General features: G+C 64.3%; 24 protein-coding genes. 9 read left to right on the top strand and 15 right to left on the bottom strand.

All coding sequences use genetic code 11. The features are described from left to right. The first annotated feature begins 87 nt into the window (after window positions 1–87). Both DN388_RS15730 and DN388_RS15725 read left to right on the top strand, forming a co-directional pair. Window positions 88–267 carry a hypothetical protein gene (locus DN388_RS15730; protein WP_080922870.1) on the top strand — a complete coding sequence of 60 codons (180 nt, stop codon included), beginning with the start codon at window positions 88–90 and terminating at the stop codon, window positions 265–267. 84 nt (window positions 268–351) lie between these two features. After that, window positions 352–534 carry a DUF6021 family protein gene (locus DN388_RS15725; protein WP_078480403.1) on the top strand — a complete coding sequence of 61 codons (183 nt, stop codon included), beginning with the start codon at window positions 352–354 and terminating at the stop codon, window positions 532–534. Between the two features lie 53 nt (window positions 535–587). Here the strand turns inward: DN388_RS15725 and DN388_RS15720 are convergent, their stop codons facing one another. The 4 genes from DN388_RS15720 to DN388_RS15705 all read right to left on the bottom strand — a co-directional run bounded on the left by DN388_RS15720 (window position 588) and on the right by DN388_RS15705 (window position 1,889). Further along, complete coding sequence (locus tag DN388_RS15720) at window positions 588–839, bottom strand: hypothetical protein (RefSeq protein WP_043861483.1); 252 nt, start codon at window positions 837–839, stop codon at window positions 588–590. 203 nt (window positions 840–1,042) lie between these two features. Then, window positions 1,043–1,255, bottom strand: a complete 213-nt coding sequence (locus DN388_RS15715; protein ID WP_043861484.1) for a hypothetical protein — start codon at window positions 1,253–1,255, stop codon at window positions 1,043–1,045. 119 nt (window positions 1,256–1,374) lie between these two features. Beyond that, a complete protein-coding gene (locus DN388_RS15710; RefSeq protein ID WP_043861485.1) occupies window positions 1,375–1,599 on the bottom strand; it encodes a hypothetical protein in 225 nt (74 codons plus the stop codon). Between the two features lie 62 nt (window positions 1,600–1,661). Further along, complete coding sequence (locus tag DN388_RS15705) at window positions 1,662–1,889, bottom strand: hypothetical protein (RefSeq protein ID WP_043861486.1); 228 nt, start codon at window positions 1,887–1,889, stop codon at window positions 1,662–1,664. Between the two features lie 84 nt (window positions 1,890–1,973). Here DN388_RS15705 and DN388_RS15700 point away from each other — a divergent pair, with 84 nt between their 5' ends. Then, window positions 1,974–2,663, top strand: coding sequence for a metallophosphoesterase (locus DN388_RS15700; RefSeq protein WP_255001035.1), 690 nt, complete (start codon window positions 1,974–1,976; stop codon window positions 2,661–2,663). Here the strand turns inward: DN388_RS15700 and DN388_RS15695 are convergent. After that, entirely contained in the window at window positions 2,656–2,988 is a 333-nt protein-coding gene (locus DN388_RS15695) for a hypothetical protein (RefSeq protein WP_196932254.1), read from the bottom strand. The genes DN388_RS15700 and DN388_RS15695 overlap by 8 nt on opposite strands. Window positions 2,989–3,089: 101 nt before the next feature. Here DN388_RS15695 and DN388_RS15690 point away from each other — a divergent pair, with 101 nt between their 5' ends. Continuing rightward, complete coding sequence (locus DN388_RS15690) at window positions 3,090–3,716, top strand: LysE family translocator (protein ID WP_043861489.1); 627 nt, start codon at window positions 3,090–3,092, stop codon at window positions 3,714–3,716. A gap of 3 nt (window positions 3,717–3,719) precedes the next feature. Here DN388_RS15690 and DN388_RS15685 read toward each other — a convergent pair whose 3' ends face one another. The 10 genes from DN388_RS15685 to DN388_RS15640 all read right to left on the bottom strand — a co-directional run bounded on the left by DN388_RS15685 (window position 3,720) and on the right by DN388_RS15640 (window position 15,679). Next, window positions 3,720–6,170, bottom strand: a complete 2,451-nt coding sequence (locus DN388_RS15685) for an autotransporter outer membrane beta-barrel domain-containing protein (RefSeq protein ID WP_255001029.1) — start codon at window positions 6,168–6,170, stop codon at window positions 3,720–3,722. Window positions 6,171–6,320: 150 nt separating this feature from the next. Next, entirely contained in the window at window positions 6,321–6,596 is a 276-nt protein-coding gene (locus tag DN388_RS15680) for a peptidylprolyl isomerase (RefSeq protein WP_038611202.1), read from the bottom strand. A 91-nt stretch (window positions 6,597–6,687) separates the two neighbouring features. Continuing rightward, window positions 6,688–7,167: a serine protease inhibitor ecotin gene (eco, locus tag DN388_RS15675; protein WP_078480411.1), complete on the bottom strand. Its 480-nt coding sequence runs from the start codon at window positions 7,165–7,167 to the stop codon at window positions 6,688–6,690. A 68-nt stretch (window positions 7,168–7,235) separates the two neighbouring features. Then, window positions 7,236–8,006, bottom strand: coding sequence for a 3-hydroxybutyrate dehydrogenase (hbdH, locus tag DN388_RS15670; protein WP_104572437.1), 771 nt, complete (start codon window positions 8,004–8,006; stop codon window positions 7,236–7,238). A 10-nt stretch (window positions 8,007–8,016) separates the two neighbouring features. Further along, the gene (locus DN388_RS15665; RefSeq protein ID WP_255001019.1) at window positions 8,017–9,408 is read right to left on the bottom strand and encodes a GntP family permease; all 1,392 of its coding nucleotides are present in this window, start codon (window positions 9,406–9,408) and stop codon (window positions 8,017–8,019) included. A 578-nt stretch (window positions 9,409–9,986) separates the two neighbouring features. After that, window positions 9,987–11,381, bottom strand: a complete 1,395-nt coding sequence (locus tag DN388_RS15660; RefSeq protein WP_058540164.1) for a sigma-54-dependent Fis family transcriptional regulator — start codon at window positions 11,379–11,381, stop codon at window positions 9,987–9,989. A 28-nt stretch (window positions 11,382–11,409) separates the two neighbouring features. Further along, the gene (locus DN388_RS15655; protein WP_255001016.1) at window positions 11,410–12,432 is read right to left on the bottom strand and encodes an ABC transporter permease; all 1,023 of its coding nucleotides are present in this window, start codon (window positions 12,430–12,432) and stop codon (window positions 11,410–11,412) included. Then, the gene (yejB, locus tag DN388_RS15650) at window positions 12,432–13,490 is read right to left on the bottom strand and encodes a microcin C ABC transporter permease YejB (protein WP_043860172.1); all 1,059 of its coding nucleotides are present in this window, start codon (window positions 13,488–13,490) and stop codon (window positions 12,432–12,434) included. Before yejB ends, DN388_RS15655 begins: the two co-directional genes overlap by 1 nt. Further along, window positions 13,487–15,328, bottom strand: coding sequence for an extracellular solute-binding protein (locus DN388_RS15645; protein WP_255001314.1), 1,842 nt, complete (start codon window positions 15,326–15,328; stop codon window positions 13,487–13,489). Before DN388_RS15645 ends, yejB begins: the two co-directional genes overlap by 4 nt. Window positions 15,329–15,397: 69 nt before the next feature. Beyond that, complete coding sequence (locus DN388_RS15640) at window positions 15,398–15,679, bottom strand: peptidylprolyl isomerase (RefSeq protein ID WP_043860171.1); 282 nt, start codon at window positions 15,677–15,679, stop codon at window positions 15,398–15,400. A gap of 193 nt (window positions 15,680–15,872) precedes the next feature. On the opposite strand from DN388_RS15640, the gene DN388_RS15635 reads away from it, so the two are divergent. The 5 genes from DN388_RS15635 to DN388_RS15615 all read left to right on the top strand — a co-directional run bounded on the left by DN388_RS15635 (window position 15,873) and on the right by DN388_RS15615 (window position 24,560). Further along, window positions 15,873–19,892, top strand: coding sequence for a hypothetical protein (locus tag DN388_RS15635; RefSeq protein WP_255001012.1), 4,020 nt, complete (start codon window positions 15,873–15,875; stop codon window positions 19,890–19,892). A 72-nt stretch (window positions 19,893–19,964) separates the two neighbouring features. After that, window positions 19,965–20,888, top strand: coding sequence for a hypothetical protein (locus DN388_RS15630; protein WP_255001010.1), 924 nt, complete (start codon window positions 19,965–19,967; stop codon window positions 20,886–20,888). A gap of 23 nt (window positions 20,889–20,911) precedes the next feature. Then, on the top strand, window positions 20,912–21,922 hold the full coding sequence (locus DN388_RS15625; protein WP_255001009.1) for a hypothetical protein: 1,011 nt from the start codon (window positions 20,912–20,914) through the stop codon (window positions 21,920–21,922). Between the two features lie 116 nt (window positions 21,923–22,038). After that, window positions 22,039–23,268 carry a hypothetical protein gene (locus DN388_RS15620; RefSeq protein WP_255001007.1) on the top strand — a complete coding sequence of 410 codons (1,230 nt, stop codon included), beginning with the start codon at window positions 22,039–22,041 and terminating at the stop codon, window positions 23,266–23,268. Between the two features lie 11 nt (window positions 23,269–23,279). After that, window positions 23,280–24,560 (top strand): hypothetical protein, encoded by a 1,281-nt coding sequence (locus DN388_RS15615; protein WP_255001005.1) that lies wholly within the window; start codon window positions 23,280–23,282, stop codon window positions 24,558–24,560. Window positions 24,561–24,588: the final 28 nt, after the last annotated feature.

Raw genomic sequence — 24,588 nt, 5'->3', positions numbered from 1 at the left:
TTCGTCGCGTGTGCTGCACCCTGGCCCCGGCCTGACCTCCAACTGACAGGGCCCGGATGTTCCGGGCCTTTGCTGGCGAGGTGTTCCATGACTGACCAAGTGACTGCCCAAGCCCAAGACCCCACCCAACCGACGACGGCTCCCGAAGACGTCGATCCGCTGGCACGCCCACCGGTGTTCACGCCAGATCGTCCCGAGGACTGGAAAGACCCGGCCAGCGGTGATGGCGTGCCCGATGACGAAGACATGCCGCTGCCCAATGATTGAGCGCAGGGGCGTCTGCCAGGGGGCTGGGGGGATCGCTGGCAGACACCCGGATGCCTGGCCCCATTCGACGACGTGGAGGTATTGATGACCGGTAATCAGCACAAACCAGAAGGACCGCATTCATCCGAGCACGCCTCTGAACGGGACACGCTGGACTTTGATCCCGATTCGCCAGACCTGGATGACCCGCAGGTGGATCCGGTAGGCCCGGCCAAGGCGCCCAAGGGCGGGCCAGAACCACGCAAGCCACCGCTTCTTGGCGAGTAGCCGCAAACAAAGGCCCGGCGCAATGCCGGGCCTTTTTGCAATCAGCCGTGCAATCAGCCGCCGGCTGCCTTGGCCGCGGTCACACCCGCCGCACTGAGCTTGATCGGGTAACGCACTGACGGTTCATCGTCGGCCCCAACGGTGACCGCACCGTCCTGGATCAACCCCTTGTCCTGCAGTTGCTTGAGCGTCTCGGCCACCGCCTTTTCGCCTTCGAAGTTGTCCAGCACTTCCTTGCCCAACCCGTTCGGGTGGGCGTGGTACAGCCGGGTGAGTACTTCGTTTTGCAGTGTTTGATTGGTCATTGCCTGCCTCGCAGTGTTCATGGGTATGAAGGGCGTTGCACAGCTTCCGACAGGCCAGGGCGGCAGGGATTCCACCGGATGTCGCGAGGGGGCGACCGGTTGCGTTACAGCAGGTTGCGGGGTGGGGGCGGGCAGCAGGGCCCTGAAACAGAACTGCCCCGGGCAACGCCGCGGGGCAGTGGGTCAAGCGCTACGCCGGGGCGTCAGGGCTTGTTGTTGAGCTTGCGCAGTTCTTCGTAGGTGGCCGACTGGACGAACCAGAAGCCGGAAACGATGCACCAGGTCAGCGTACCGACAATCAATGTGCCCAGGCCAGCCAGGAAGCTCTGGCTGAACATGAACAGGCCGGAAATCCAGATGACGGCCAGTGCCACGTACAGCACCACGTTGTTGACGCTGATAACAAAATCTTTCACGAGTAATCCTTCCCGAGTCATTGTCCACTGTCGCACGAACGGCGTGCGACAGGCCGCTATCATATTGATATTGCGACAACAATTCCATCGGAACGGGCGATGCGCCTGCCTGTCAGCGGCTAGCGAAAACGCGGCAGCGGTCGGTCCAGGGTGAGGGAGGTCAGGGTCTTCTTCACCAGCACCTCGTCGGCTTCGACGGCCTTGAGGGTGTCGCGGATCTTGCCCGCCACCGGTACATCGCCCTGGCGGTCGATCCAGTCGGCGATCTCCTTGCAGGCCACGGCCAGGCGGTCCTGACGGTGGTTGATCAGGGTCAGCAGGGTGGTGATCTCTTTGTCGGACATGGCGCATTCCTCCCTTCGGCGAATTAAGTGTAGCAGTGCGCCGGCAGTTGGCCCCCCCAGCCTCAATCGGGTTTGCCGCGCACGATGCGCCCGTCCTTGACCTCGTCGGCATAGGCCTTGAGCTTGTCCGAGTCCCGGTACAGGCGGTTCATCAGGTGCAGCACCGCCACCACGTCGACGTCCTTGATGCGCTCGGCCAGCTTGCTGATTTCACCGGCGGTACGCTCAAGGTCGGTGGCGACCAGCTTCAGGTCACGTTTGAGTTCTGCGGAGGACTTCTTGATACCCATGGATACCTCGGATGGGCTGATTGCGTTCAAATGGGTGCATTCTAGCAGGCGACACCATCGGCAACAGAAGAGGGGAGGCACAGCATGAGCGCCAGGGTGCAGGTACGGGCCAACCGTCGTGGCCGCGATATCGCGGTGGGCGATGTCCATGGGCACTTCCAGCGCCTGCAGCAGGCACTGGATGCCGTCGGGTTCGATCCGGCCATCGATCGGCTTTTCAGCGTGGGCGACCTGGTCGACCGTGGGCCCGACAGCGAACAGGCGCTGGCATGGCTCGATCAACCCTGGTTTCACGCGGTGCAAGGCAATCATGAAGCGTTGGCCATTGCCCACGTGCGGGGCCACTGGCTGGACCAGGCGATGTACCGCGCCAGTGGTGGCGGCTGGTTTCTCGACCTGGATGCGCAGGCCCAGGCCCGCTTTGTGGCCGCCTTCGAACAGATGCCCCTGGCGCTGGAGCTGCAAACCCCTGAAGGCCTGGTCGGCCTGCTGCACGCCGACTGCCCGTTCGCGCATTGGCAGACACTGTGCGAGCACCTGGCAGGCGAACCTTCAGCCGATGTTCAGGAAGTGTGCCAATGGTCGCGGCGACGCTTGCAGCAGGGCGACACTGGCGAGGTTCAGGGCTTGCGTGCGCTGATCGTCGGGCACACCACGCTGCGCGAGGTGATGGTGCTGGGCAATGTCTGGCACCTCGATACCGGCGGCTGGGCAAGCGGACACTTCAGCCTGCTTGATCTTGCCAGCCTTGAGTTACTGCAGACGCCTAGATGAACCACCACGGGTCACCGTTGGGCTTGGTGGGGGTTCGCCTGAGCTGGCGTATCGATACCCATGCCAACGCGATGCCAACCAGCAGCATCAGGCCACTGAACACCATCTTGAACAGGATCGCGGCATGAAACGCGTCGGGGTTGTCACGCAGCGTATGGGTCACGTGGTGGACTGGCCGGATACGGTTGCTGACCATACTGGTCACGCTGCCCGCCTGCAGGTCTTGCAGGTTCAGCAGGGCCATCGCCAGTGCACCCAGAATCAACAGGAAGCCAGCCATCAGCAAGACCATCATATGGCCGCTGCCCACGCTGTTCTGGCGCATGGTCGCCTCCTGGCAGATTTCGAGAAGCGCGCGATCATACATGACTTGACGCTGGCCGGCAGGGCATTTGAAACTCGTTGCCCCAGCCACCGGAGCCCCTCATGGACCTGACCACCCTCGCGTTATTCATCCCGGCCTGTTTCGCCCTGAACATGGCCCCTGGCCCCAACAACCTGCTGTCGCTGAACAACGCCAGCCGCTACGGCCTGCGCACGGCCTGCCTGGCTGGCGCCGGCCGCCTGCTGGCGTTTGCCGGCATGATCGTACTGGCCGCCATGGGCCTGGCGGTGGTGCTGCATACCAGTGAATACCTGTTCCTGCTGGTCAAGGTGCTGGGCGCCGGCTACCTGTTCTACATCGCCTGGCAGTTGTGGCGCGCACCGGTCGGCGAGGCCGCGCAGGTCGGTGCACGCGGCGTGGGTACCCTGCGCCTGGCGCGTCAGGAGTTCCTGGTGGCAGCCGGCAACCCCAAGGCCATCCTGATCTTCACCGCGTTCCTGCCCCAGTTCGTCAGTGTGACAAGCGCCACGCCGGTGGCCGAGCAGTTCGCCGTGCTGGGGGCGATGTTCCTGGTACTGGAGTGGCTGGCCATCGCCATCTACGGCTGGCTGGGGGCGTACATGCAGCGCTGGTTCAACCAGCCTGCACCGCGTCGGCTGTTCAACCGGGTCAGCGCATCGTTGCTGGGCCTGGCGGGGTTCGGCCTGCTCGCCGCACGCCGGGCCTGAGCCCTACCAGCTGATGCGCAGCCCCAGGGTGCCGCCAATCGATTCCTGCTGGCGGCTATCAAGGTTGGCGCTGTAGGTCATTGCGCCGTACACCGCCACGGCGGGGCTCAGCCGGGCGTCCAGGCCGGCGCCCACGTCCATCCAGGTGGCGGCCTGATCAGTCCTGATCGGCTCGCCCCCGTCGAACCGCAGGGTGTCGCGCCCGCCACTGCTGCGCCATACATTGCTGCGCAGGTAGGGCTCCAGCGGCACGCTGCCGGCCAGGTAGCTGCCCTTGATTCGTGCGCCAACGCGACCGGTCCAGTTGGTCTGGCTGTCCTGGGTGACCGTTGAAATGCCATCGCTGCGCGTATCGAAGTCGACCTTGCGGGCGATCACCTGCACCTGGGGCTCGACCACCCAGCGCGCGCTCAATGCCAGCGGATAGCCGGCCTCCACCGAGGCCGCCAGGGCATGCCCATCCAGATCGAGCTTCACGCCGCGATCGGAGCGGGCGCGGCCGTCCAGATCGGTGTACTGCAGCACTGTGTCCACGTACCACTGCCCGGGACCGATCAGCGTCCAGTAGGCGCCGACACTGTCGCCATCGAGGCGGACATCGCCCACCGCATTGTCTTCGAAACCCAGCGCGAAGCCTTTGACATCGCCATCGAGCCGGCTATGGCTGACATACACCCCGGCGTGCTGGCGATAACCGCCGTCGGTGTGCGTCGCATACAGGTCATGGCCCACCTCGAAACCGCTCAGGTTGCCGTCCAGGCTTGGCGACACCGTGCCGGACCACTGCTGGCGCAGGTGCTCGCCAAAGGTGCGGGCCCACCCGGCGGCCACCGGGCCTTGTTCGTCGAGCAGGCGTTGCTCGCCCTGGCGCTGGTGGAAGGTGCCCAGGGTCGACAGGCTGATGATGGCCGCGGCGCGGCTGGCCACCGCGTACACCGGCACTTCGGCGCGGTACAGCACGATGGCCTGCCCGGCGACCGGGGTGGGCAGTGGCGGGGTACCCGGGGCGGCCACGGGCGCCGGCACCACCGGTGGCGGTGGCTGGCCGGGCAGGGGCGGCGCCGATACCGGGGGCGCGACCACGCTCGAGCGCAGGTACCAGCTGTTCTCGCTGCCAGCGCTGACCCCGCCCTTGAACAGGTAGTACTGGTAGGCCCCGGCCGACAAGGGCTGGCCAAGGCTGAACGCCGTGCTGGTGCTGGTGGTGCCAGGGCCGGCCTCGACCACCTGGATGCCATCGGCCGCTGTCAGCGCGCCGCTGCCGCCCAGGTTGTTCACCTGCAGGGCGGTGCTGCCGGCCAGCGAGCCCTGGTTGACCACCAGCCGGTCGGAGGCGGCGCCGTCGCCTTCGAGCACGCTGTCGACCTTGAGCACGCCGTTGCTGCCTGCGTAATTCCCGTCGAGGGTCAGGCGGCCCAGCGCATTGGCGCCGGTGCTGAGGTCGATGAGCCCGGCGTTGTTCACGCTCACCGGTGTGCCGCCGGCAAACGCCGTCACCCGGCCGGTGCGCGCCACCAGCTGGCTGGTGGCATCGATCAGCAAGGTGCCGGTACCTGTGCCCTGGTCTCCAAGAACCAGGTGGTCATCCAGGTTGAAGACCGAGGCGTTGGTCAGGGCCATGCGCTCCCAACCGGTATAGCGCGCGCCCAGGCTGCTGCGGGTATGGTCCAGTACCAGGCTGTCGCTGCCCAGGCCGCCGTCCACCTGACGCACCAGCCCCAGGCGGCTTTCGTCGAGGTTGGCCAGCAGCGCCTGGTCGCTGCCGTCGCCCATCAGCACCGCACCGCGCACGATGCCGTCGTCGCGCCAGGTGAAGCTGTCGTCGCCGAAGCTGAGCAGCACATTGCCCACCACCTCGCCACCGCTGATGGTCACGCTGTCGTCGCCGCCGCTGACGCTGATGTTGCCGCCGATGCGTCCGCCACTGACGATGACCGTGTCGCGGTCAAAGCCTGTGACCAGGTTGGCGTCGATGATGCCGCCGGACATGTCGAACAGGTTGCGGTCCAGCTTCATGTCGACGCGCCCGATGCGCCCGCCGCTCATGTAGGCCACATCACCATCTTCGAAGGCGCCGATGATGCGTCCGCCGCTCATCTGGAACAGGTCGCGGCCGTTGCCCTGCTGCAAGGCCTGCAACTGCCCGCCGGTCATGATGAAGGTGTCGATGCCCGCGCCCTGATCGAGCACGCCGGTGATGATGCCCGACGCCATCTCGACGCGGTCGGCGCCGGGGCCGAAGGTCACGCTGCCGGTGAGGGTGCCGCTGCCCCCGGCCGGCAGTATCAGCGTGTTGTCACCGCCAGGGTCGACAAGGGAGGTGCCAATGCCGCTGTCGCAGACATAACGATCGTTGCCGCCGGTAGGGGCGAAGGTGCAGTCCGCCTGACTTGTCAGGGCCCACGGGCTCAGCAACGGCAGGCACGCCAGGGCAACGCGGCTGGGCGGGCTCATTTCGTCCTCCTTGGGCTAGCGATCGGCCCAAGCGATACAGGGCTGCGACGGCGGTCGCAACTGGCAGAAATGATAGGTGGTCATCGGAAATGTGCACATTGGCGCAAAAACGCCTGACCGATGGCACGCCTGTCGATCAGGGCAGAGGGCTCAATCGCGGTAGAACACCTGCACCAGGTGGTAACCGAATTTGCTCTTGATCGGGCCGTGTACCACCCGCAACGGCTTCTTGAAAATCACCTGGTCGATGGCGCCCACCATCTGTCCCGGGCGTACTTCGCCCAGGTCGCCGCCGCGTTTGCCCGACGGGCAGGTGGAGTACTTTTTCGCCAGCACATCGAAGGCTTCGCCCTTGGCGATGCGCTGCTTGAGCTGTTCGGCTTCTTCGGCGGTCTTGACCAGGATGTGACGGGCCTGTGCTTTCATGTTGCCTCTGTTACGGGTAAAACCGGCGATTATGCCTGATTCGGGGCAGGGCGGCTTGGCGCGCCGTGCCCCGAACCCACGCCTTGGCGGGTTACTCCACCGTGGCGCGTTTCACGTCGCTGGAAGCCGACCAGATGCGATAGCGCACTTCCACGTCCTTGGGGGTGTAGACCACCACCGGCAACTTGCTGTTGTAGCGCAGCAGGAAACCATCGCCGACCACCGGCACGAAGGCGTCGATCTTCTTGTTGTCGGGGCAGCCCATCAGGGTAGAGACAGGGCCCATCACCTTGTCCAGCCGGTAGTAGCTATAGCCCCAGCCTTCGAGGGTCTTCTCTTCGAGGTTGCCACCCAGGCGCTGCAGGTTGCAGTCCACCTTGAGGGTCTTGCCGGCCAGTACCTCGACCTTGAATGCCGACTCGTCCTTCTGCTCGGGCAGGTGGATCACCTGGCGCACAAAGCCGTTTTCGGCTTCGGGATAAGGGGCCACATCCTTGAGGCTGGCTGCGAGAACAGGGGCGCTGAAAGCCAGGGGCAGCATGAACAGGGCGGTCAGGGAAAGCGGTCGCATAAAAGCTCCTTGCGGTTTGAAAATGACAGTCGTAGCCGGCCAGCGGTACCTGCGCCCCAGGCCGATGGCTACTGGGCCAGCCAGCCGCCATCGATGTTCCAGGCGGCGCCGCGTACCTGGCTGCCGGCTTCGCTACACAGAAACAATACCAGCTCGCCCAGGTGTTGCGGTGTGACGAAGGCGTGCGAGGGCTGCTTTTCGGCCAGCAGGTCCTGCTGGGCCTGCTGCGGATCGACCCCGCTGGCGATGCGATCGTCGATCTGCTTCTGTACCAGCGGGGTGAGCACCCAGCCGGGGCAGATGGCGTTGCAGGTCACGTTGCTGGTGGCGGTCTCCAGGCCCACCACCTTGGTCAGCCCGACCACCCCGTGCTTGGCCGCCACATAGGCGGCCTTGCCTACCGAGCCGACCTGCCCGTGCACCGAGGCGATGTTGATCACCCGCCCCCAGTTGCGCTGGCGCATGCCGGGCAGTGCCAGGCGGGTGCTGTGAAACACCGCCGAAAGGTTGAGCGCGATGATCGCGTCCCAGCGTTCCACCGGGAACGCCTCCACCGGGGCGACATGCTGGATGCCGGCGTTGTTGACCAGGATATCGACCCCGCCGAACTCGCGTTCGGCATAGGCAAACAGGTCGCTCAGCTGTTCCACGCTGCCAAGGTCTGCCGCGTGGTGCCCCACCCGGGTGCCATGCCGGCCCACCTCGGCAAGCGCTGCACTGGCGTCGCCGAAGCCGTTGAGAATCACATCGGCGCCAGCGCCGGCCAATGCCTGGGCGATACCCAGGCCGATGCCACTGGTGGAACCGGTAACCAGTGCGACTTTTCCTGCAAGGCTCATGGAAGTCTCCTTAGACAATGCCTGTAGCGTAGAAGGTAGCGATCACCACGAAGACTGCCAGGGTCTTGATCAGGGTGATGCCGAAGATGTCCTTGTAGGCTTCGCGGTGGGTCAGGCCGGTCACCGCCAGCAGGGTGATCACCGCGCCGTTGTGCGGCAGGGTGTCCATGCCGCCGCTGGCCATCGCGGCCACTCGGTGCAGCACCTCCAGCGGAATGTTCGCCGCGTGCGCCGCACTGATGAAACTGTCGGCCATGGCCGCCAGCGCAATGCTCATGCCGCCGGATGCCGAGCCGGTGATGCCGGCCAGCAGGGTCACGGTGATGGCTTCGTTGACCAGCGGGTTGGGAATGTTGCGCAGCGCATCGGCCAATACCAGAAAGCCTGGCAGCGACGCGATCACCGCGCCGAAACCGTATTCCGACGCCGTGTTCATCGCCGCCAGCAGGGCACCATTGACCGCGCTCTTGCTGCCCTCTGCCAGGCGCGTGCGGATGGCGCCGAAGGCGCTGACCAGCACCAGCAGGATGCCCAGCAGCAGGGCGGCCTCGACTGCCCAGATGGCCGTCAGCTTGGCGATTTCGGTCTGTACCGGGGCGCTCATGCCGGGCAGGCTCAGGCTGTGGGTCTTGCCGTACCACGCCGGGATCCAGTGGGTGAACAGCAGGTTCATCACCCCCACCAGCAGCAGTGGCGACAACGCCAGCAGCGGGTGCGGCAGGGTCAGGTCGGCGGCGGTTTCGGGCTCGTTGCGCAAGTCGCTGCCGTAGCCTTCACCGGCGCGCTGCGCCTTGTTGCGCTGGCGCTGCAGGTACAGCATGCCGGTGCTGAACACGAACAGCGTACCGATCACGCCAAGCCATGGCGCGGCCCAGGCGGTGGTGTTGAAGAAGGTGCTGGGGATGATGTTCTGGATCTGCGGGGTGCCCGGCAGGGCGTCCATGGTGAACGAGAACGCACCCAGGGCAATGGTGGCTGGTATCAGACGTTTGGGGATATCGCTCTGGCGAAACATCTCGGCGGCGAACGGGTACACCGCGAACACCACCACGAACAGCGACACGCCGCCATAGGTGAGCAGCGCGCACACCAGCACGATCACCAGCATGGCCTGGCGTGTGCCTAGCAGGCGAATGGCGGCAGCCACGATCGAGCGCGAGAAACCCGAGAGCTCGATCAGCTTGCCGAACACGGCGCCGAGCAGGAACACCGGGAAATAGAGCTTGATGAACCCGACCATCTTTTCCATGAACACCCCGGTGAAGGCGGGCGCGACGGCGGAAGGGTCGGTAAGCAGCACCGCGCCGAGGGCGGCGATGGGGGCAAAAAGAATCACGCTGTAGCCACGGTAGGCCGCCAGCATCAGCAGCGCCAGGGCTGCCAGGGCAATGATCACACTCATCGAGTGTCTCCTTGGGTGCATCTTGTTTTTGTTGGGATGCAGCCCTTAGCGAAGACCGTGCCATGTTAATAAGCTATTGATTTATAAAAATAAATATTAATTCCAGTAGAATTTATCGAATGATTGTCTCTGGTTTGAGACTGGCTGTGCCGTGCGTGCGCTTGCAGCGCAGGAGGATCTGCACACGGGGTCTGCCTGACACACCGTGCACCCTAGTTTTACGACCGCTTCGCGCCCGTTCGCCGGCAAGGCCGGCTCCTACGCCTCTGGCCGGCAGGCCGTAGGAGAGGGCCTTGCCCCGCGATCTGGTGCGCAGCGCCAGTAAAACCTGCATATGCGGTCTGCCTGATACATCGCGCGTTCGGGCCTTGCGACCGCTTCGCGCTCGTTCGCCGGCAACGCCGGCTCCTACGCTTCTGGCCGCCAGGCCGTAGGAGCGGGCCTTGCCCCGCGATCTGGTGCGCAGCGCCAGCAAAACCTGCACATGCGGACTGCCTGACACACCGCGCAAACAGGTCTATGACCGCGTTGTGCCGATTCATCAGCAAGGCCGTCTCCAGGTTGAGATGCAAGTCTCTCTATTGAGACTTGATCCCCAGAGCCGCCAGCTTCTTGTACAGCGTCGAACGCCCCAACCCCAGCTCACGTGCGGCTTGCGGCACATTCCCGGCGCAGCGGGCAAGGGCGTTTTCCAGCAACTGGCGCTCGAATGCTTCGCACGCCTGCCTGTAGTCGGTTATGGGGTCGGTGTCGACTGTAAGGGGCGTCAACGGGCCCAATGCCGATTGCACCTGGGCGGCAGTCAGTTGCTGCTGGTCAGCCATCAGCGTGGCCCGCTCCAACACGTTGCGCAGCTCGCGAATGTTGCCCGGCCAGGCATGTCGGGCCAGCAGCGCCTGTGCCGGTGCCTGCAGCTCATGGCGGCTGCCCAGCTCCTCCAGAATCGCCTCGCTCAACGCCGGGAGGTCATCGAGCCGGGCACGCAATGGCGGCACCTCGATCGGCAGCACGTTCAGGCGGTAATACAGGTCGGCGCGAAACTCCCCGCGGGCCATCGCTGCCGAAAGGTCGCGCGAAGTGGCAGCAATCACCCGCACATCGCTCTGCAGCATCTGGTTGGAACCCACCGGCTCGTATTCCTTTTCCTGCAGCACGCGCAGCAGTTTGCTCTGCAGCGCCAGCGGCATGTCGCCGATCTCATCGAGAAACAGCGTGCCGCCTTCGGCCACCTGCAGCTTGCCCGGCCGGCCCTTGCGGTCGGCGCCGGTGAACGCACCCGGCGCGGTGCCGAAGAATTCGGCCTCCAGCAGATCGTGCGGGATGGCGGCGCTGTTGATGCTGACAAACGGCTTGTGGGCGCGGGGCGAGGCGGCGTGGATGGCATGGGCGAGCAACTCCTTGCCCGTGCCGGTCTCACCCAGTAGCAGCACCGGCGAATCGCTGCTGGCCCCACGCCGCGCGCGGCGTTTGACCTCAAGGCTTGCGGCGCTGGTACCGATGAACTGCGCAAAGCTGTACTTGGCCTGGCGCGCACGCAGCAGCGAACGGGTCGAGGCCAGTTCCTGCTGCATGCTGGCATAGCGCTTGAGCAGCGGCGAAAGGCTGTGCAACTCATCGAACAGGGCAAAGCCGATGGCGCCCATCACCGCGCCCTCGGCATCGTGGATCGGCAGGCGCATCACCACCAGCGGCTCCTTGGGCGTGTCGAGCATGTCCAGCAGAATCGGCCGGCCCTGGGTGATCACGTCGCGCATCTGGCTGCCGGGGATCACGCTTTCACACGGCTGACCAATCGCAGCACTGGCGTCCTCCAGGCCAAAGCGCCGTGCGTAGCGCTGGTTCATCCACACGATTCGTGCATCGCGATCGACGATGATCGTGCCCTCGCTGGATTGCTCGATGATCTCGAACAGCGAGCGGATCGCCAGTTGGCGCACGCGCTGGTAGTCCTTGAGGCTGTCACTGTCTTGCATGGGCCGCTCCGCCGTAATGAGGCTGCGATTATGCCCGTGGATCGAACGCCTCGCGCAATGCGTCGCCGATGAACACCAGCAGCGAAAGGATCAACGCCAGGGTGAAGAATGCGGTAAACCCCAGCCATGGCGCCTGCAGGTTCTGTTTGCCCTGGTTCACCAGCTCGCCCAGGGAGGCGCTGCCGGCGGGCATGCCGAAACCGAGAAAATCCAGTGCAGTGAGGGTCGAGATGGCCCCGGTGAGAATGAACGGAAGGTAGGTGAGCGTGGCGTTCATCGCATTGGGCAGAATGTGCCGCACGATCACCAGCCGGTCGGGCAGGCCCAGCGCCCTGGCGGCCTGCACGTATTCCAGGTTGCGCCCGCGCAGGAACTCCGCGCGCACCACGTCCACCAGTGCCAGCCATGAAAACAGCACCATGATTCCCAGCAGCCACCAGAAGCCGGGTTCCACAAAACCACTGAGAATGATCAGCAGGTACAGCACCGGCAGCCCCGACCACACTTCCAGCAGGCGCTGGCCGATCAGGTCCACCCAGCCGCCGTGGTAGCCCTGCAGGGCGCCGGCGGCCACGCCGATCACGGTGCTGATGGCGGTCAGCAGCAGGGCGAACAGTATCGACACACGGGTGCCGTACAGCACCCGCGCCAGCACGTCGCGCGCCTGGTCGTCGGTGCCCAGCCAGTTGGTGGCGGTGGGTGGGCTGGGGGTGGGTACCTGCAGGTCGTAGTTGGGGGTGTCGGCGCTGAAGGGGATCGGGGCAAACAGCATCCAGCCACCCTGGCCCTCGATCAGCTGGCGCACGTACTGGTTGCGGTAGTCGGGCTGGAACGGCAACTGGCCGCCGAACTGCTGTTCGGTGTAACGCTTGAAGACGGGGAAGTACAGGCTGCCCTGGTAGCCCAGCAGCAGCGGCTTGTCGTTGGCCACCAGCTCCGCCCCCAGGCTGAGCAGCAACAGCAGCCCGAACGCCCACAGCGAGAACCAGCCGCGGCGATTGCGCCGAAAATTCGCCAGCCGGCGCCTGGACAACGGCGACAGGCGCCGCATCAGTGTTGCCTCGTGGCAAAGTCGATACGCGGGTCGACCAGGGTGTAGCACAGGTCGCCCAGCAGGCGGATCAACAGGCCGAACAGGGTGAAGATGAACAGCGAACCGAACACCACCGGGTAATCCCGCGACACCGCCGCCTCGTAGCTCATGCGGCCCAGGCCGTCGAGCGAGAAGATCACTTCGATCAGCAGCGAGCCTGCGAAGAACACCGTGATCAGCGCCTGGGGAATGCCCGCCACCACCAGCAGCATCGCGTTGCGAAACACATGCCCGTACAGCACCCGACGCTCGCTCAGGCCCTTGGCCCGCGCGGTGACCACGTACTGGCGGGTGATCTCGTTGAGGAAGGCGTTCTTGGTCAGCAGGGTGAGGGTGGCGAAACCGCCGATCACCAGCGAGCCCACCGGCAGCACCAGGTGCCAGAAATAGTCGGCCAGCTTGCCGGCCAGGCTCAGCTCGGCAAAGTTTTCCGACACCAGCCCGCGCACCGGAAACCAGTTGAGCGAGGTCCCACCGGCAAACAGCACGATCAGCAACAGTGCGAACAGAAACGCTGGCAGCGCGTAGCCGATCACGATCAGCGCACTGCTCCAGGCATCGAAAGCGCTGCCGTGGCGTATGGCCTTGCGAATGCCCAGCGGGATCGACACCAGGTAGGTGATCAGGGTGGCCCATAGGCCCAGTGAGAGGGTGACCGGCAACTTGTCCAGGATCAGGTCGGTGACCTTGGCACCGCGAAAGAAGCTGCTGCCGAAATCCAGCTGGGCGTAGCGAGTGAGCATCAGCCACAGCCGCTCGTGGGCCGGCTTGTCGAAGCCGTACTGGCGTCTGATGGTCTCCAGCAGTTTGGGGTCCAGCCCGCGGCTGGCCCGCGAGTCGCTGTGCAGCGTGTCGCTGCCGGCCCCCGGCGCACCGCCGCCGATACCCTGCAGGCGCGCCACGGCCTGTTCTACCGGGCCGCCCGGTGCCGCCTGGATGATCACGAAGTTCACCAGCAGAATGATCAGCAGGGTGGGCAGTATCAGCAGCAGCCGGCGCAGGATGTACGCGGTCATGGCGCAGCCTCCAGCCGCTCGGCCATCTGCGCCGTGGTCAGCGGGGTGGGGCTGACCTCCCACCAGGTGTCCAGCGCCGGGTCATTGCTGGCTTGCACCCTGGGGATGCCGAAGCGGTTCCACCACACCGTGGAGGCGCCGGGCGGGTAGTAATTGGGGATCCAGTAGTAGTTCCATTGCAGCACCCGGTCCAGCGCATGGGCATGGCGCAGCATATCGGCCGGGCTCGCGGCCTTGACCAGGCCGTCGATCAGGCTGTCCACCGCCGGGTCCTGCAGGGCCATGTAGTTGTTCGAGCCAGGGTCGGTAGCCGCCGCCGAGCCGAAGTAGCTGTAAAGCTCCAGCCCGGGCGAGGGCGACACCGGGTAGCCAGTGACGATCATGTCGTAGTCACGGGCCATCAGCCGGTTGACGTACTGGGCCGCGTCGATGCGGCGTATGTCCAGGGTGATGCCGATCTGCGCCAGGTTGCGTTTCCACGGCAGCAGCAGGCGCTCCAGGCCCGACTGGCCATTGAGGAAGGTAAAGCTCAGCGGCTCGCCCCGGGCATTGACCAGTTGATCGCCCTGCGGGCGCCAGCCGGCCTGCTGCAGCAGAGCGAGGGCTTGCAGCTGCTTGTCACGGATCAGCCCCGAGCCGTCGGTGCGCGGCGCCTCGAACACCCGGTCGAATACCTCGGCCGGCACCTGTGCACGCAGGGGTTCGAGCAGGGCGAGCTCTGCGCGGTCGGGCAGGGCGCGGGCGGCCAGCGCACTGTTGGCGAAAAAGCTCTGCTGGCGGATGTACAGGTTGCGCATCATCTGCCGGTTGCTCCATTCGAAATCCCACAGCAGGCCCAGTGCCTGGCGCACGCGCCGGTCCTGGAACACCGGGCGCTGCAGGTTGAACACATAGCCCTGGGCATTCTGCGGCGCCCCTCGGGCCAGGTGCGCACGTTGCAGGCGCCCGTCGTCCAGGGCCGGGCCGTTGTAGCCGATCGAATAGCCGGTGGCGGAGAACTCGCGGTTGTAATCGTAACCGCCACCGCGCAGCACCTGGCGTGCCACGTCGGTGTCGCCGAAATACTCGATCTTCAGCTGGTCGAAGTTGTAGCGCCCACGATTGACCGGCAGGTCCCGTGCCCACCAGTCGCGGTTGCGCTCGAAGGTGATGCTGCGCCCGTTGTCGACCCGTGCGATGCGGTACGGGCCGCTACCCACCAGCGCCTGGAAGCCACCGCCGTTGGTGAATGTATCCTGGTCGAGCGCGTGCTCGGGCAATACCGGCAGCGACGCCAGGTCCAGGGCCAGGGTACGGTTCTGATTGTTCTTGAAGTCGAAGCGTACCTGCAGGGGCGTCTCGACCACCACAGCAGCCACGTCGGCAAACTGCGTGCGGTACTTGAGGTTGCCTTCACGCAGCAGCAGTTGGTAGGTGAAGCGCACATCCTCGGCACGCACTGGGCGGCCATCGGCAAAACGCGCACGCGGGTCGATGTAGAAGCGCAGCCACAGCCCATCGGCGCTGCGCTCGAGCTTTTGCGCGATCAGGCCGTACACGGTATAGGGCTCGTCCAGTGACCGAATGGCCAGCGGTGCATACAGCCAGCCGTCCACCTCGCTGACCCCGGTGCCCTTGTCGATGTAGGGCAGCACATGGTCGAAACCGCCGATTTCCAGCGCCGAGCGACGCAGGCTTCCACCTTTCGGGGCTTGCGGGTTGACGTAGTCGAAATGGCTGAACGAGGCGCGGTAGCGGGGGGCTTCACCATAGACGGTGAGGGCGTGGCTGGGGGCGGCGATCAGGGTTTGCCAGGGAGGCAGCAGAAACAGCAGCGGGGCAAGGACGAACAGCACAATGCGGGTCAAGCCCGCTCTCACAGGAGCGGGCCGACCCTCGACACGGCCGGCAGATGCGGCCAAGGCCGATCAGTCCTGGCGGCTGGTCACTTCCAGCAGGTGGTAGCCGAACTGGGTCTTCACCGGGCCTTGAACAGTGTTCACCGGTGCGCTGAACACCACGGTGTCGAACTCCTTGACCATCTGGCCGGGGCCGAACGAGCCCAGGTCACCGCCCTGGCGGCTGGAGGGGCAGGTGGAGTTGGCCTTGGCGATTTCGGCGAAGTCGGCGCCGGCTTCGATCTGTGCCTTGAGTTCGTTGCACTTGTCTTCGCTGGCGACAAGGATGTGACGGGCGGTGGCTTTTGCCATGGAGAATGCTCCTGGTGAGTAAAGGTGCAGCCTAGCGCAATCGGCGCGCGATTTCCTCCCCCGGTGTGCACGTGCCTTGGCCGGGCACCTGGTATTTGTGTCAGTTGTGCGCCTCGTACATTTTGCCTTTGAATCATTTCCAGCCCATTCCCCCGTTCAAACCTTTCGGGCTTCCTGGATTGGAGAAAACTTCATGACGAACAACTTGATTGTCCCCGGGACCCAATCGGGCTTGCAAACGATGATCGACCTGTTCAATGCCATAGTGGGAGGGCCGCCGGCATTCGGAGGATTTGCAGCCGGCACCCTGGCCCTGCGACGCATCTACATTCCAGGTTACATCACCCCGGTATACACCGAAGGCGCCCAGGTTGGCGTGAACAAGGGGATGGTCAATTCGGTGCGCGGAATGCAGGTATTCGTGCAGCCGTATCCGAACATGCTGGCGGGGGATCTGATCGAGGTGTTCTATGGCACCAGCAACATCGCGGCGGTGAAGGTCAGTGTCCGCGAGGAGCAGCTCGGCCAGAACATCGAAACCTACATCCCGGCCAAAAAGGTGCTGGAGGGCGTGCACGACCTCTACTACGTGATCACGCGTGCAGGCTCCACCAACAAGGAGTCTTCGCTGGTGCTCAAGGTACTGGCACGCCTCAAGTACCCCGGCGGAAACGACCCTGAACCCGATCGCGCCGGGCACTACAAGCTGCTGCCACCGTTTCTGACCAGCCCTCCAATCGGTGGCGTGGTGGGTGAAGAAGACATCAAGGACTTCCTTGATGGCGAGCTGTATGGCGTGGAAGTCACCGTACCGGCGTACCCGAACATGCGCGAGTACGACACAATTCGCCTGAGTTGGGGCGGCTCGATCGTCGAGTACATCGTGCAACCTGACGAGGTGGGCAACGACCTCGTCATCGAGGTGGATGCCGAGCTCATCTACGAGGCCGGCGACAGCGAAAAGCTGGTGCTTGTGTACTGGATCTGGGACGAAGTGTTCAATCCCGCAAGCGACTGGTCATTGCGCGGTTACATCGAGGTATCGATCGACCCCAACAAACTGTTGCCGCCCATCATCGTCAACCCAGACTCGCAAGCCGTGGAGGGCGACCCGATCGATGTGGCGCTGGTGGCGCAAGATGGCCTGGAAGTACAAGTGGCGGCGCTGTCGGTGTTCGGCTTCAAGGCAAGGGATGAGATTACCCTGTACTGGGTAGGCACCACGGCGCAAGGCCAGATCATTGCCCTGAATTACTCGCAAAAGTTGAGCAGCCCCCGGATATTGGTATTCAAGATTCCCTATGCCCACGTGCAGATGCTGGCGCGGGGTTCTGGCAGAACCTGGTTCACCAGAAAGCCTGATAAAAGCAACGTAGTACAGACCTCCCGGCGTGTGGGCGCAAACTTTATCGGCGCCGCCGTCAAGCTGCCAAGCCCGCAAGTGACCGAAGCGGTCGACGGCGTGCTGGAGGCCACACTGGCAACGGCGACCGTGGTGGTACCGGCAGCGGCCCAGCTGGAGAAGGACGACTTCATCGAGATCACCTGGCGAGGCACCGGTTCCGATGGCAGCACGTTGCTCTACAAGGACGCCAAAACGGTCACCAGCGCCAGCGCAGGAAAAGACATCTCGTTTGCCGTGAACGGGCCGCAGAACATTCAGCCGCTCAGCGGCGGTTCGCTCGAAGTCAGCTACACCGTAAGCCGGCAGGGCCTGGGGCGCCCTCTGGAATCACAGGCTCTCACGCTGCAAGTGGGCGTGGCGCAGTTGGAACTGCCGGCACCCCGTTGCCCGCAGGCACAAGACGGTGAACTGGATCCTGATGTCCTCGCCAGCGTCGATGTGATCATCGAGCCGTACACCGGAATGAAACTCGACCAGACCATCAGGGTGGTGTGGTCCGACGCGGGCGGTACCTTCTTCGACGATCTGATGAAGGTGACCAAGAACAATCTCGACAAGCAAGTGACGTTCACCTTCGAGCACGCCGAGTGGAGCAACTACCTGACAGTGGCAGCCGATGTGTACTACCAGGTCATCGAAGACCGCCAGCCGACTCGCGTGTCTGCCATGCTTTCGTTGCGTCGCAAAGAGCGCCAGTTACTGCTACCCGACCCGGTGGTGGAGGGCGCGGTCAATGGCACGCTGCGCCCTGTGGGCGATGCAGTGGTCACGATCCCAGCCGAGGCCCAGCTCAAACTTGGCGATGAAGTGGAACTGCTCTGGGATGGCGATGCCCCCCAAGGCTCGACGAGCGTCACCCTGTACATACTGGAAGATCAGACACGTGAGCTTAAGCAGTCTATCGATGCACGGTTCGTACTGGCCAACATCGATGCCAATGTACGGGTCAAGTATGTGGTGTACCGCTTCGATGGCCGCGAGCAGACGTCCGGCACCGTCACGCTGCGGGTACAGCGTGCGGCGCTGCCGCTGCCGATATTCGTGCAGGCGACCGCCAACAACCAGCTGAACCCGGACGATGTACGCAATGGTGCAACGTATCGGATCGACACCGTGGCCAGATTGCTGCGCGGTGACAGGGTGACCGTACGGGTGTACAGCGAGCTGCCGGCAGGCAACTTCAACCGCACGATCGTGGTAACGGCGGGCGACGAGGGCAAGGCCCTCGACGTGTCGGTACCCTATGCCACGATCAACGCCAGCAATCGCACCACGATCAAGCTCGAATACACGCTGCAGCGTAGCAGCGGCGGCCCGGAGGAACGCTCGCCGTCCAACAGCTATTTCGTAAACCGTGTGATAGGCAGCGGCAACCTGCGTATTTTCGGCGCCCGCTACGGCGCGAGCACCTACCGCGCCTCCAGTACCTCGCGAATTCTGAGCGCATTCAATGCGCAAAGCCTGCAGCCGATCCTCGCCGAATGGCGTTACCTGGACGAGCCCACCTGGACCGCAGGCACTACCTGGATGGACAAGCAGCCCTGGAAGGCGCTGCGCGTGCGCACGCAAACCGATGAGGTGCAGCTCAACCCGGCCAACATCATCGGCAACGGAATCGACGCCGCGGTCAATGGCAGTGCAGCGTTTGTCGCCCTGCGCAACGAACGCTCAGGGGGGGATCGCGATATCGTCGGGTGGGGCAGTATTGCCTATGGGGCAGTTATTCCGCAGACATTGGTGGGCCGCGACGACATCGCTGAAGTCAGTTGCACGCGCAGCGCGTATGCCGCACGCACGACCGATGGCACTGTGGTGTGCTGGGGCCAGGCGGGCGAGGGCGGTACCATGCCTAAAGGTGAAACCGGAAATTTCGTCGAAGTGCGCAGCAATGCCAGGGCGTTTGTCGGACGCAAAGCCGACGGTCGCCTCATTGGCTGGGGTGTGGGGCCCGAGGGTGCGACCATTCCGCCGGGGATCCTCAACCTGACGGATTTCACCGCTGTCTACGGTGCCGGCAGCGCTTTTGCAGCGCAGCGTGCCGACGGTTCGCTGGTAGCCTGGGGCAGTGCCGCCAACGGCGGCAACTTGCCCAAGAATATCGCCGACCTCAAGGACATCTACTACGTCAAGGGCAACTTTGCCGCCTTTGCCGCACGGCGCACCAACAATAGTGTCGTTGCCTGGGGAAATGCCGGATATGGCGGCACGTTACCGGCTGCAATCGCCGATTTCACCGATATCGTCACCCTGGAGGGGGCCACGGCCCAGGCATTCAGCGCCTTGCGTGCCACCGGCCAGGTGGTGGCCTGGGGGGCTGGCAGCCATGGCGGCTCGGTGCCGGAAGAAATTGCAGCTCTGACTGACATCGTGGAGGTCACCAGCACCTGGCATGCCTTCTGTGCCCGGCGCAGGAACGGTGCGGTGGTGGCCTGGGGCAACGCGAACAACGGCGGCAACATGCCAAAGGCTGTGGCCGACCTGCGCAATGTCATTCAGGTCACCGGCAGCGCATGGGCGTTCGCCGCCCTGTGCAGCGACGGTACCGTGGCGGTCTGGGGGCGTTCTGAAGCCGGCGGCGATATCAGCCGGGTGTCCGACCAACTGAAGCATGTGCGTGCGGTGTACGCCAACTCCAACGGCTTCGCCGCATTGACGTCAGACGGGCGCGTGGTGACGTGGGGCCAACCGCAGGGCGGTGGCGACAGTGCGGCGGTGCAGGCGGCGCTGCGCAACAAGGTGACCACCGGCCACCGGGTAGATGTCAATGCCGAGGCCGACGGCGAATGGGCTGGCGCGCCAGGCGCCTGAGGCCTTTGAGCGATATGACCCTGCAATCGGCGCTGCCTGGCGCCGGTTGCCTACCTGCGGGAGTTTGACGACATGACCGACTACACCGTGCCAAAGATGAACGACGTCAGCGAAGGGGCACTCGACCTCGGTACAGTGGGTGAATTCACCCGTGCAGAGGTACAAAGAAGTGCCAGCTGGCACAACAAAGTGCTGAAGCTGTTTGTGCTCGACGAGCAGAACAAGGTGCTCTACGACGAGGTAAGGCCCACCCCGAACAACGACCGACTGGCGGTTTGGGAAAATATTGCGAAAAGCACATTGCTTGGCCGTGAGGGCCAACAACTGCGCGTGTATTACGAGGTCGACGGGGTGAAGTCGCAGGTACTGACATTCACCATCAAGGCGAACTTCGCTGCGCCCCTGACAGTCGACCTCAGCGGCCACAACTACATCGTGTTCCGCACCGCCGCCGAGGAGCCCAGCCCGCCGCCAGAAGTGCCCGACTACGCACAGTTCACCCGCACCACCGCACAGGCCGTCAACTACGAAAGCAGCGACACCAAGGTTGCCCGTGTCGACAGCAGCGGCAAGGTCAGCCTGCTGGGCAATGCAGAGGATCCGCCGGTCACCATTACCGCACTGGACGCTGCCGGTGCCTCGGTCGGCAGCTACACACTGACGGTCCGAGGGGTCAGGGGGTTGTACCTGTTGAGCTACGACCACGAGCTGCAGGCCCCAGGCGCCGCACTAGCCGCCACCAGCTATGGCCTGGACGTGCCGACAGCCGACGACTTCAGTCGCTTCAGCGCTGTGTACGCGGCGGCAAAAGACGACCTCGCGGGCTATCTGAACGCGCAGAACCTGGGCCTGCCGGACATGACGGAAAAAGGCTTTCTGGGTGTTGTTACTGATACGAGCGGCTCGCCCACCTACCTGGACCTGGCAACGCTGCAGGTAAGCAGCGCCAGCCCAAGCCAGAAAGGCTACGCGATAGGCATCAGCCAGCCCCACTGACTCCATGGCAGGAGCAACCGTTGATGGACGCAATCAGACGTACCTATGCGGCACTGGTGTTATGCGTTTGCGCGAGCATGTTCAATGCGCATGCAGACACTACCCAACCTTCGGACCCAACCCTTCGCCTGCCCGAAGTGGCAGCCTTGCAGGGCGCCGAGCTGGACCCTGAAAAGGTACCGGCCACGGGGCTGAACATCACCGTCCAGGGGGTTGATAACGATAACGCGGTAGTACTGGCGTTCCAGACCACCTTGACGATCTACCTTGCCGATGCGCAAGGCCAGGCGATCACCACGATCAGTTGGCCGATCTCGGCGCGCAATGCCGGCAAACCCGTCACCTTGCCGATCGAAAAGCGCTATGTCGAGGCCAATGTCGGCAAGACCCTGCAGGTCTACTACACCGCGCAGGCGCCGCGCTCGGCGCCGCGCAGATCGGGCGTGGTCACCCTGCTGATCAAGGAAGGCTTCACTGCTGCACAGGCACTCAACCTGGCCAGCCGACGCTATGTCGTGTTCTTCGACGAGCACAACCTGGCCAGGACGCCACCGACCATCCCCGACTATGCCCGCTACACCCGTGCACAGCCAGGGGCCACCGGCTATAGCGTGGACAACACGGGCATTGCCAGGGTCGATCCCGATGGACAGGTCTCGGTATGGGGCAATGGCGACATCACCGTCACTGCGCAGAACGCGGCAGGGGCCAGTTCCAGCTACGTGCTCAGTGTGCGCGGCGTGCGTGAGCTGCGCCTGCTCAGCTCGGCGTATCGATCCACCTGGGCACAGGCGCAGGCCAAGGCCCGCGACGAGGGCTACACCCTGCCGAGCAACGAGGATTTCGAGGCGCTGGCACGGCTCTACCCATCGCCGGCCAACAGCCTCGCCCAGGCACTGAACCTGGCTCCGTACCGGGTGTGGGGCATAGGGTTGGGCGCACAGACGGCCGTGTACTTGGACCTCTACGACAACCTGGTCAGTTCCGAAGTCACGACAGAGTATGAGCTGGGCTACCCGGCCGGCATTCGTTGAACAGCGGCGCGCCATGGGAGGCGACCTGTATGAACGTTGCGAGCAAACTGATTTGTGGCATCGCATTGTGCGTTTTGCTGGGCAGCGCCCATGCCGTCGGGAGCCCGCAGGTAGCGATGCAGTTGAATGCGCGCTACAGCAGCACACCGGCACAGTGCTTAGGACGCGCACCGGCCTTTGCCTGCAGCGGCGTGTTGCTACGCGCAGTGCCAGCCAGCGACGTCGAAACGTTCTGGAAGAAAGACGATGCCGCGCAAATGAGTTTTCTGCGCAAGGACCGTGCCCTCGACGGGCTGGCAGCACCTTCGGGGTTCGTGCTGTTCGACCGGCTGACGGCCGTGGGCCTGGGCAAGCCGTATCAGGCCGGCAGCAGTGCCGGTGGCGTGGTGGTCAGTACCTGGAATGCCCAGGTGCCCGCGCAATTGCCCATCCAGGCCATCTTCTACGACGTCACCCGGGCCGGTGCCCTGGCGGCAGCCCAACGCAGCCAGCGCGCCTACTTCGACGCCACGGCCCAGTGGTTGCCGGTGGTGCGCCTGCACCTGGGCGATGGCAATGGTCTGGTGTTCGGTTTCAGCCAGCAGGATCAGCTGGACAATGGCTACAGGGTCACCCGGCGCCTCAACCAGCGTTACGCCGACACCCGGCCTGCCTGTATCAGCGGCCGCTCCGGGTTCGATTGCAACGGGGTGCTGTTGCGCTCGACAGGCACGGGCAACTTCAAGGCCTGGAATCCGGCCCCCCGTGCGCTGAAGAACGGCGGCGTGTCCTTCAGCTACCTGCGCAGTGACATGGCCATCAAGGTGGTGGTGTGGCCGCAAGGCTATCTGATTCGCGAAACCGCCGCCCCTGTAATACACACCCTGCCTGCCGCATGCCTGTACGTCGCCGACGGCGCCACGCACGATGCGGTGTCAACCAACACCTGCACCTTTCGTGGCTGGTGCGACGAAAAACAACCGCCCGTGAACAGCGTCGCCACCTGGTCCGCCTCCACTGCTGGCAATCGGTACAGAAGCTGCGCGTTCCGCGCCGACGCCACGGCCTTGCAACTGATGGTCGAGATTCGCCAGAAAGTCCCGGGGCTAACCGGTTGGAATGAAATCATGGTCCCTACCTGGCCGCAGGACATTGCAGCGCAATTGCCGATCGAAGCGTTCTTCTTCAGCGCCACTGCGCATTACCTGGGGCAGGTGGGGGGTACCAACGGCCTGGCCGGGGGGCAGTCGTTCCAGCAGGACTACTTCAAGGAGACCAGCCGCTGGCTACCGCTGGTCAAACTGGACGTGCAGGCCGCCAATCGGCAGCCCTTCACCTATGACCCCGCTGTGCAGCAGCTCAAGTGAGGTGCACACACATGGGCATCTTGAGACTGTGCGGTGTGCTGGCGCTGTGCGCCTGCCTTGCGCCGGTGCACGCGCAGGAAGGCACCCGCACGGCGCAGTGGCTCAATGCACGCTTCACCAACACGCCGGAACAGTGCGTGGGCAGAAGTCCTGCCTTCGCCTGCAGCGGCGTACTGGTGCGCAGCGTACCGCAGAGTGCGAACGCAGATTTCTGGACGCTCAAGGACGTTGCCGGCAGCGACCTGCGCTTTGTCTTCCTGCGCAACGACCGTAGCATGGCGGGCCTGGCGCTCGGGTGCGGCTACCTGTTGTTCGATGGTCTGAGCGCAGCAGCGCTTGGCAAGGCTTTTCAGGCTGTGCAAGACCCGGTATCGCCCGGGGCGGTCCTGGTGTCTGGCTGGCAGGCACAGGCGCCGGCGCAGCTTGCCATCCAGGCACTGTTCCATGACAGCGCGCAGGCCGGGGGCCTGCGCTGCGCTCAGCGCAATCAGTTGGCTTATTACCAGGCCACCGGCCTCTGGCTGCCGATCCTGCGGATTGCGCCTGGCGATCCGCAGGCACAGGTGTTCGGCTTCGCGCAGCAAGAGCAGCTCTACAATGGCAGGCGCGTGGCCGAGCGCCTTGAGCACCGCTATCGGGATGCCTTGAGCGAATGCCGCGACGGGCAGGCAGCCGCCTACTGTCGCGGGGTGCTGATCCGCGCAGTGAATGGCGCCTCCGGTTTTCACGCATGGAACCCCAGCAGCAACTCCGTGACACGCAACGGCGTGTCGTTCTCCTACATACGTGCCGATGTCGGCACGCAGCGCCTGGCCGGTACCGAAGGGCTCATCTACCGCGAGCTTGCAGCACCCGCACGCCAGACACTGGTAATGCGCTGTGCCTACCCGGCCAATGCCAGTAGCAGCGCCATCCCCAACAGCTGCCGGGCCAGCTGCGCCTCGCAGAACATCAACAGTGTCAGCGCCTGGCGCAGCCGCTATGGTGCCAGCCCCGTCAGCAGTTGCGCCTTCGACCCCAGTGCTGCGGCCTTCGAGTTGAACATCGAAGTGCGTGCCCATGGCGGCGCCTGGAACGAAATCATCATCGCGCCCTGGCCGCAGAACATCGGCCCGCAGCTCACACTCGAAGCTGCATTCCTTATCCGTGGCAGTGGCGGGCTGAACGGTGCCCGGTACATCCAGCGCGATTACTACCAACAGGCCGGCAAGGTCATTCCTGTGCTACGGGTCGATCTGACGGCGGCCAACGGCCAGGTGTTCACCTTCGACCCCCTGGACCAGAACCTGTGACAACGCAAGGCATAGGGCATGGAGGTAA

The organism is Pseudomonas sp. S12(2018), assembly GCF_024355235.1.
Lineage (GTDB): Bacteria > Pseudomonadota > Gammaproteobacteria > Pseudomonadales > Pseudomonadaceae > Aquipseudomonas > Aquipseudomonas palmensis.
This window is presented reverse-complemented; position numbering and strand designations above follow the sequence as displayed.

What these genes read in the sequence shown, in the direction of transcription:
- DN388_RS15680 (WP_038611202.1), bottom strand. Translation starts at nt 6,596, where the DNA reads ATGAAAGCACAGGCCCGTCACATCCTGGTCAAGACCGCCGAAGAAGCC.
- DN388_RS15710 (WP_043861485.1), bottom strand. Translation starts at nt 1,599, where the DNA reads ATGTCCGACAAAGAGATCACCACCCTGCTGACCCTGATCAACCACCGT.
- DN388_RS15635 (WP_255001012.1), top strand. Translation starts at nt 15,873, where the DNA reads ATGACGAACAACTTGATTGTCCCCGGGACCCAATCGGGCTTGCAAACG.
- DN388_RS15685 (WP_255001029.1), bottom strand. Translation starts at nt 6,170, where the DNA reads ATGAGCCCGCCCAGCCGCGTTGCCCTGGCGTGCCTGCCGTTGCTGAGC.
- DN388_RS15620 (WP_255001007.1), top strand. Translation starts at nt 22,039, where the DNA reads ATGCAGTTGAATGCGCGCTACAGCAGCACACCGGCACAGTGCTTAGGA.
- DN388_RS15655 (WP_255001016.1), bottom strand. Translation starts at nt 12,432, where the DNA reads ATGCGGCGCCTGTCGCCGTTGTCCAGGCGCCGGCTGGCGAATTTTCGG.
- DN388_RS15690 (WP_043861489.1), top strand. Translation starts at nt 3,090, where the DNA reads ATGGACCTGACCACCCTCGCGTTATTCATCCCGGCCTGTTTCGCCCTG.
- DN388_RS15700 (WP_255001035.1), top strand. Translation starts at nt 1,974, where the DNA reads ATGAGCGCCAGGGTGCAGGTACGGGCCAACCGTCGTGGCCGCGATATC.
- DN388_RS15705 (WP_043861486.1), bottom strand. Translation starts at nt 1,889, where the DNA reads ATGGGTATCAAGAAGTCCTCCGCAGAACTCAAACGTGACCTGAAGCTG.
- DN388_RS15630 (WP_255001010.1), top strand. Translation starts at nt 19,965, where the DNA reads ATGACCGACTACACCGTGCCAAAGATGAACGACGTCAGCGAAGGGGCA.
- DN388_RS15625 (WP_255001009.1), top strand. Translation starts at nt 20,912, where the DNA reads ATGGACGCAATCAGACGTACCTATGCGGCACTGGTGTTATGCGTTTGC.
- DN388_RS15725 (WP_078480403.1), top strand. Translation starts at nt 352, where the DNA reads ATGACCGGTAATCAGCACAAACCAGAAGGACCGCATTCATCCGAGCAC.
- DN388_RS15640 (WP_043860171.1), bottom strand. Translation starts at nt 15,679, where the DNA reads ATGGCAAAAGCCACCGCCCGTCACATCCTTGTCGCCAGCGAAGACAAG.
- DN388_RS15665 (WP_255001019.1), bottom strand. Translation starts at nt 9,408, where the DNA reads ATGAGTGTGATCATTGCCCTGGCAGCCCTGGCGCTGCTGATGCTGGCG.
- eco (WP_078480411.1), bottom strand. Translation starts at nt 7,167, where the DNA reads ATGCGACCGCTTTCCCTGACCGCCCTGTTCATGCTGCCCCTGGCTTTC.
- DN388_RS15730 (WP_080922870.1), top strand. Translation starts at nt 88, where the DNA reads ATGACTGACCAAGTGACTGCCCAAGCCCAAGACCCCACCCAACCGACG.
- DN388_RS15720 (WP_043861483.1), bottom strand. Translation starts at nt 839, where the DNA reads ATGACCAATCAAACACTGCAAAACGAAGTACTCACCCGGCTGTACCAC.
- yejB (WP_043860172.1), bottom strand. Translation starts at nt 13,490, where the DNA reads ATGACCGCGTACATCCTGCGCCGGCTGCTGCTGATACTGCCCACCCTG.
- DN388_RS15660 (WP_058540164.1), bottom strand. Translation starts at nt 11,381, where the DNA reads ATGCAAGACAGTGACAGCCTCAAGGACTACCAGCGCGTGCGCCAACTG.
- DN388_RS15615 (WP_255001005.1), top strand. Translation starts at nt 23,280, where the DNA reads ATGGGCATCTTGAGACTGTGCGGTGTGCTGGCGCTGTGCGCCTGCCTT.
- hbdH (WP_104572437.1), bottom strand. Translation starts at nt 8,006, where the DNA reads ATGAGCCTTGCAGGAAAAGTCGCACTGGTTACCGGTTCCACCAGTGGC.
- DN388_RS15695 (WP_196932254.1), bottom strand. Translation starts at nt 2,988, where the DNA reads ATGCGCCAGAACAGCGTGGGCAGCGGCCATATGATGGTCTTGCTGATG.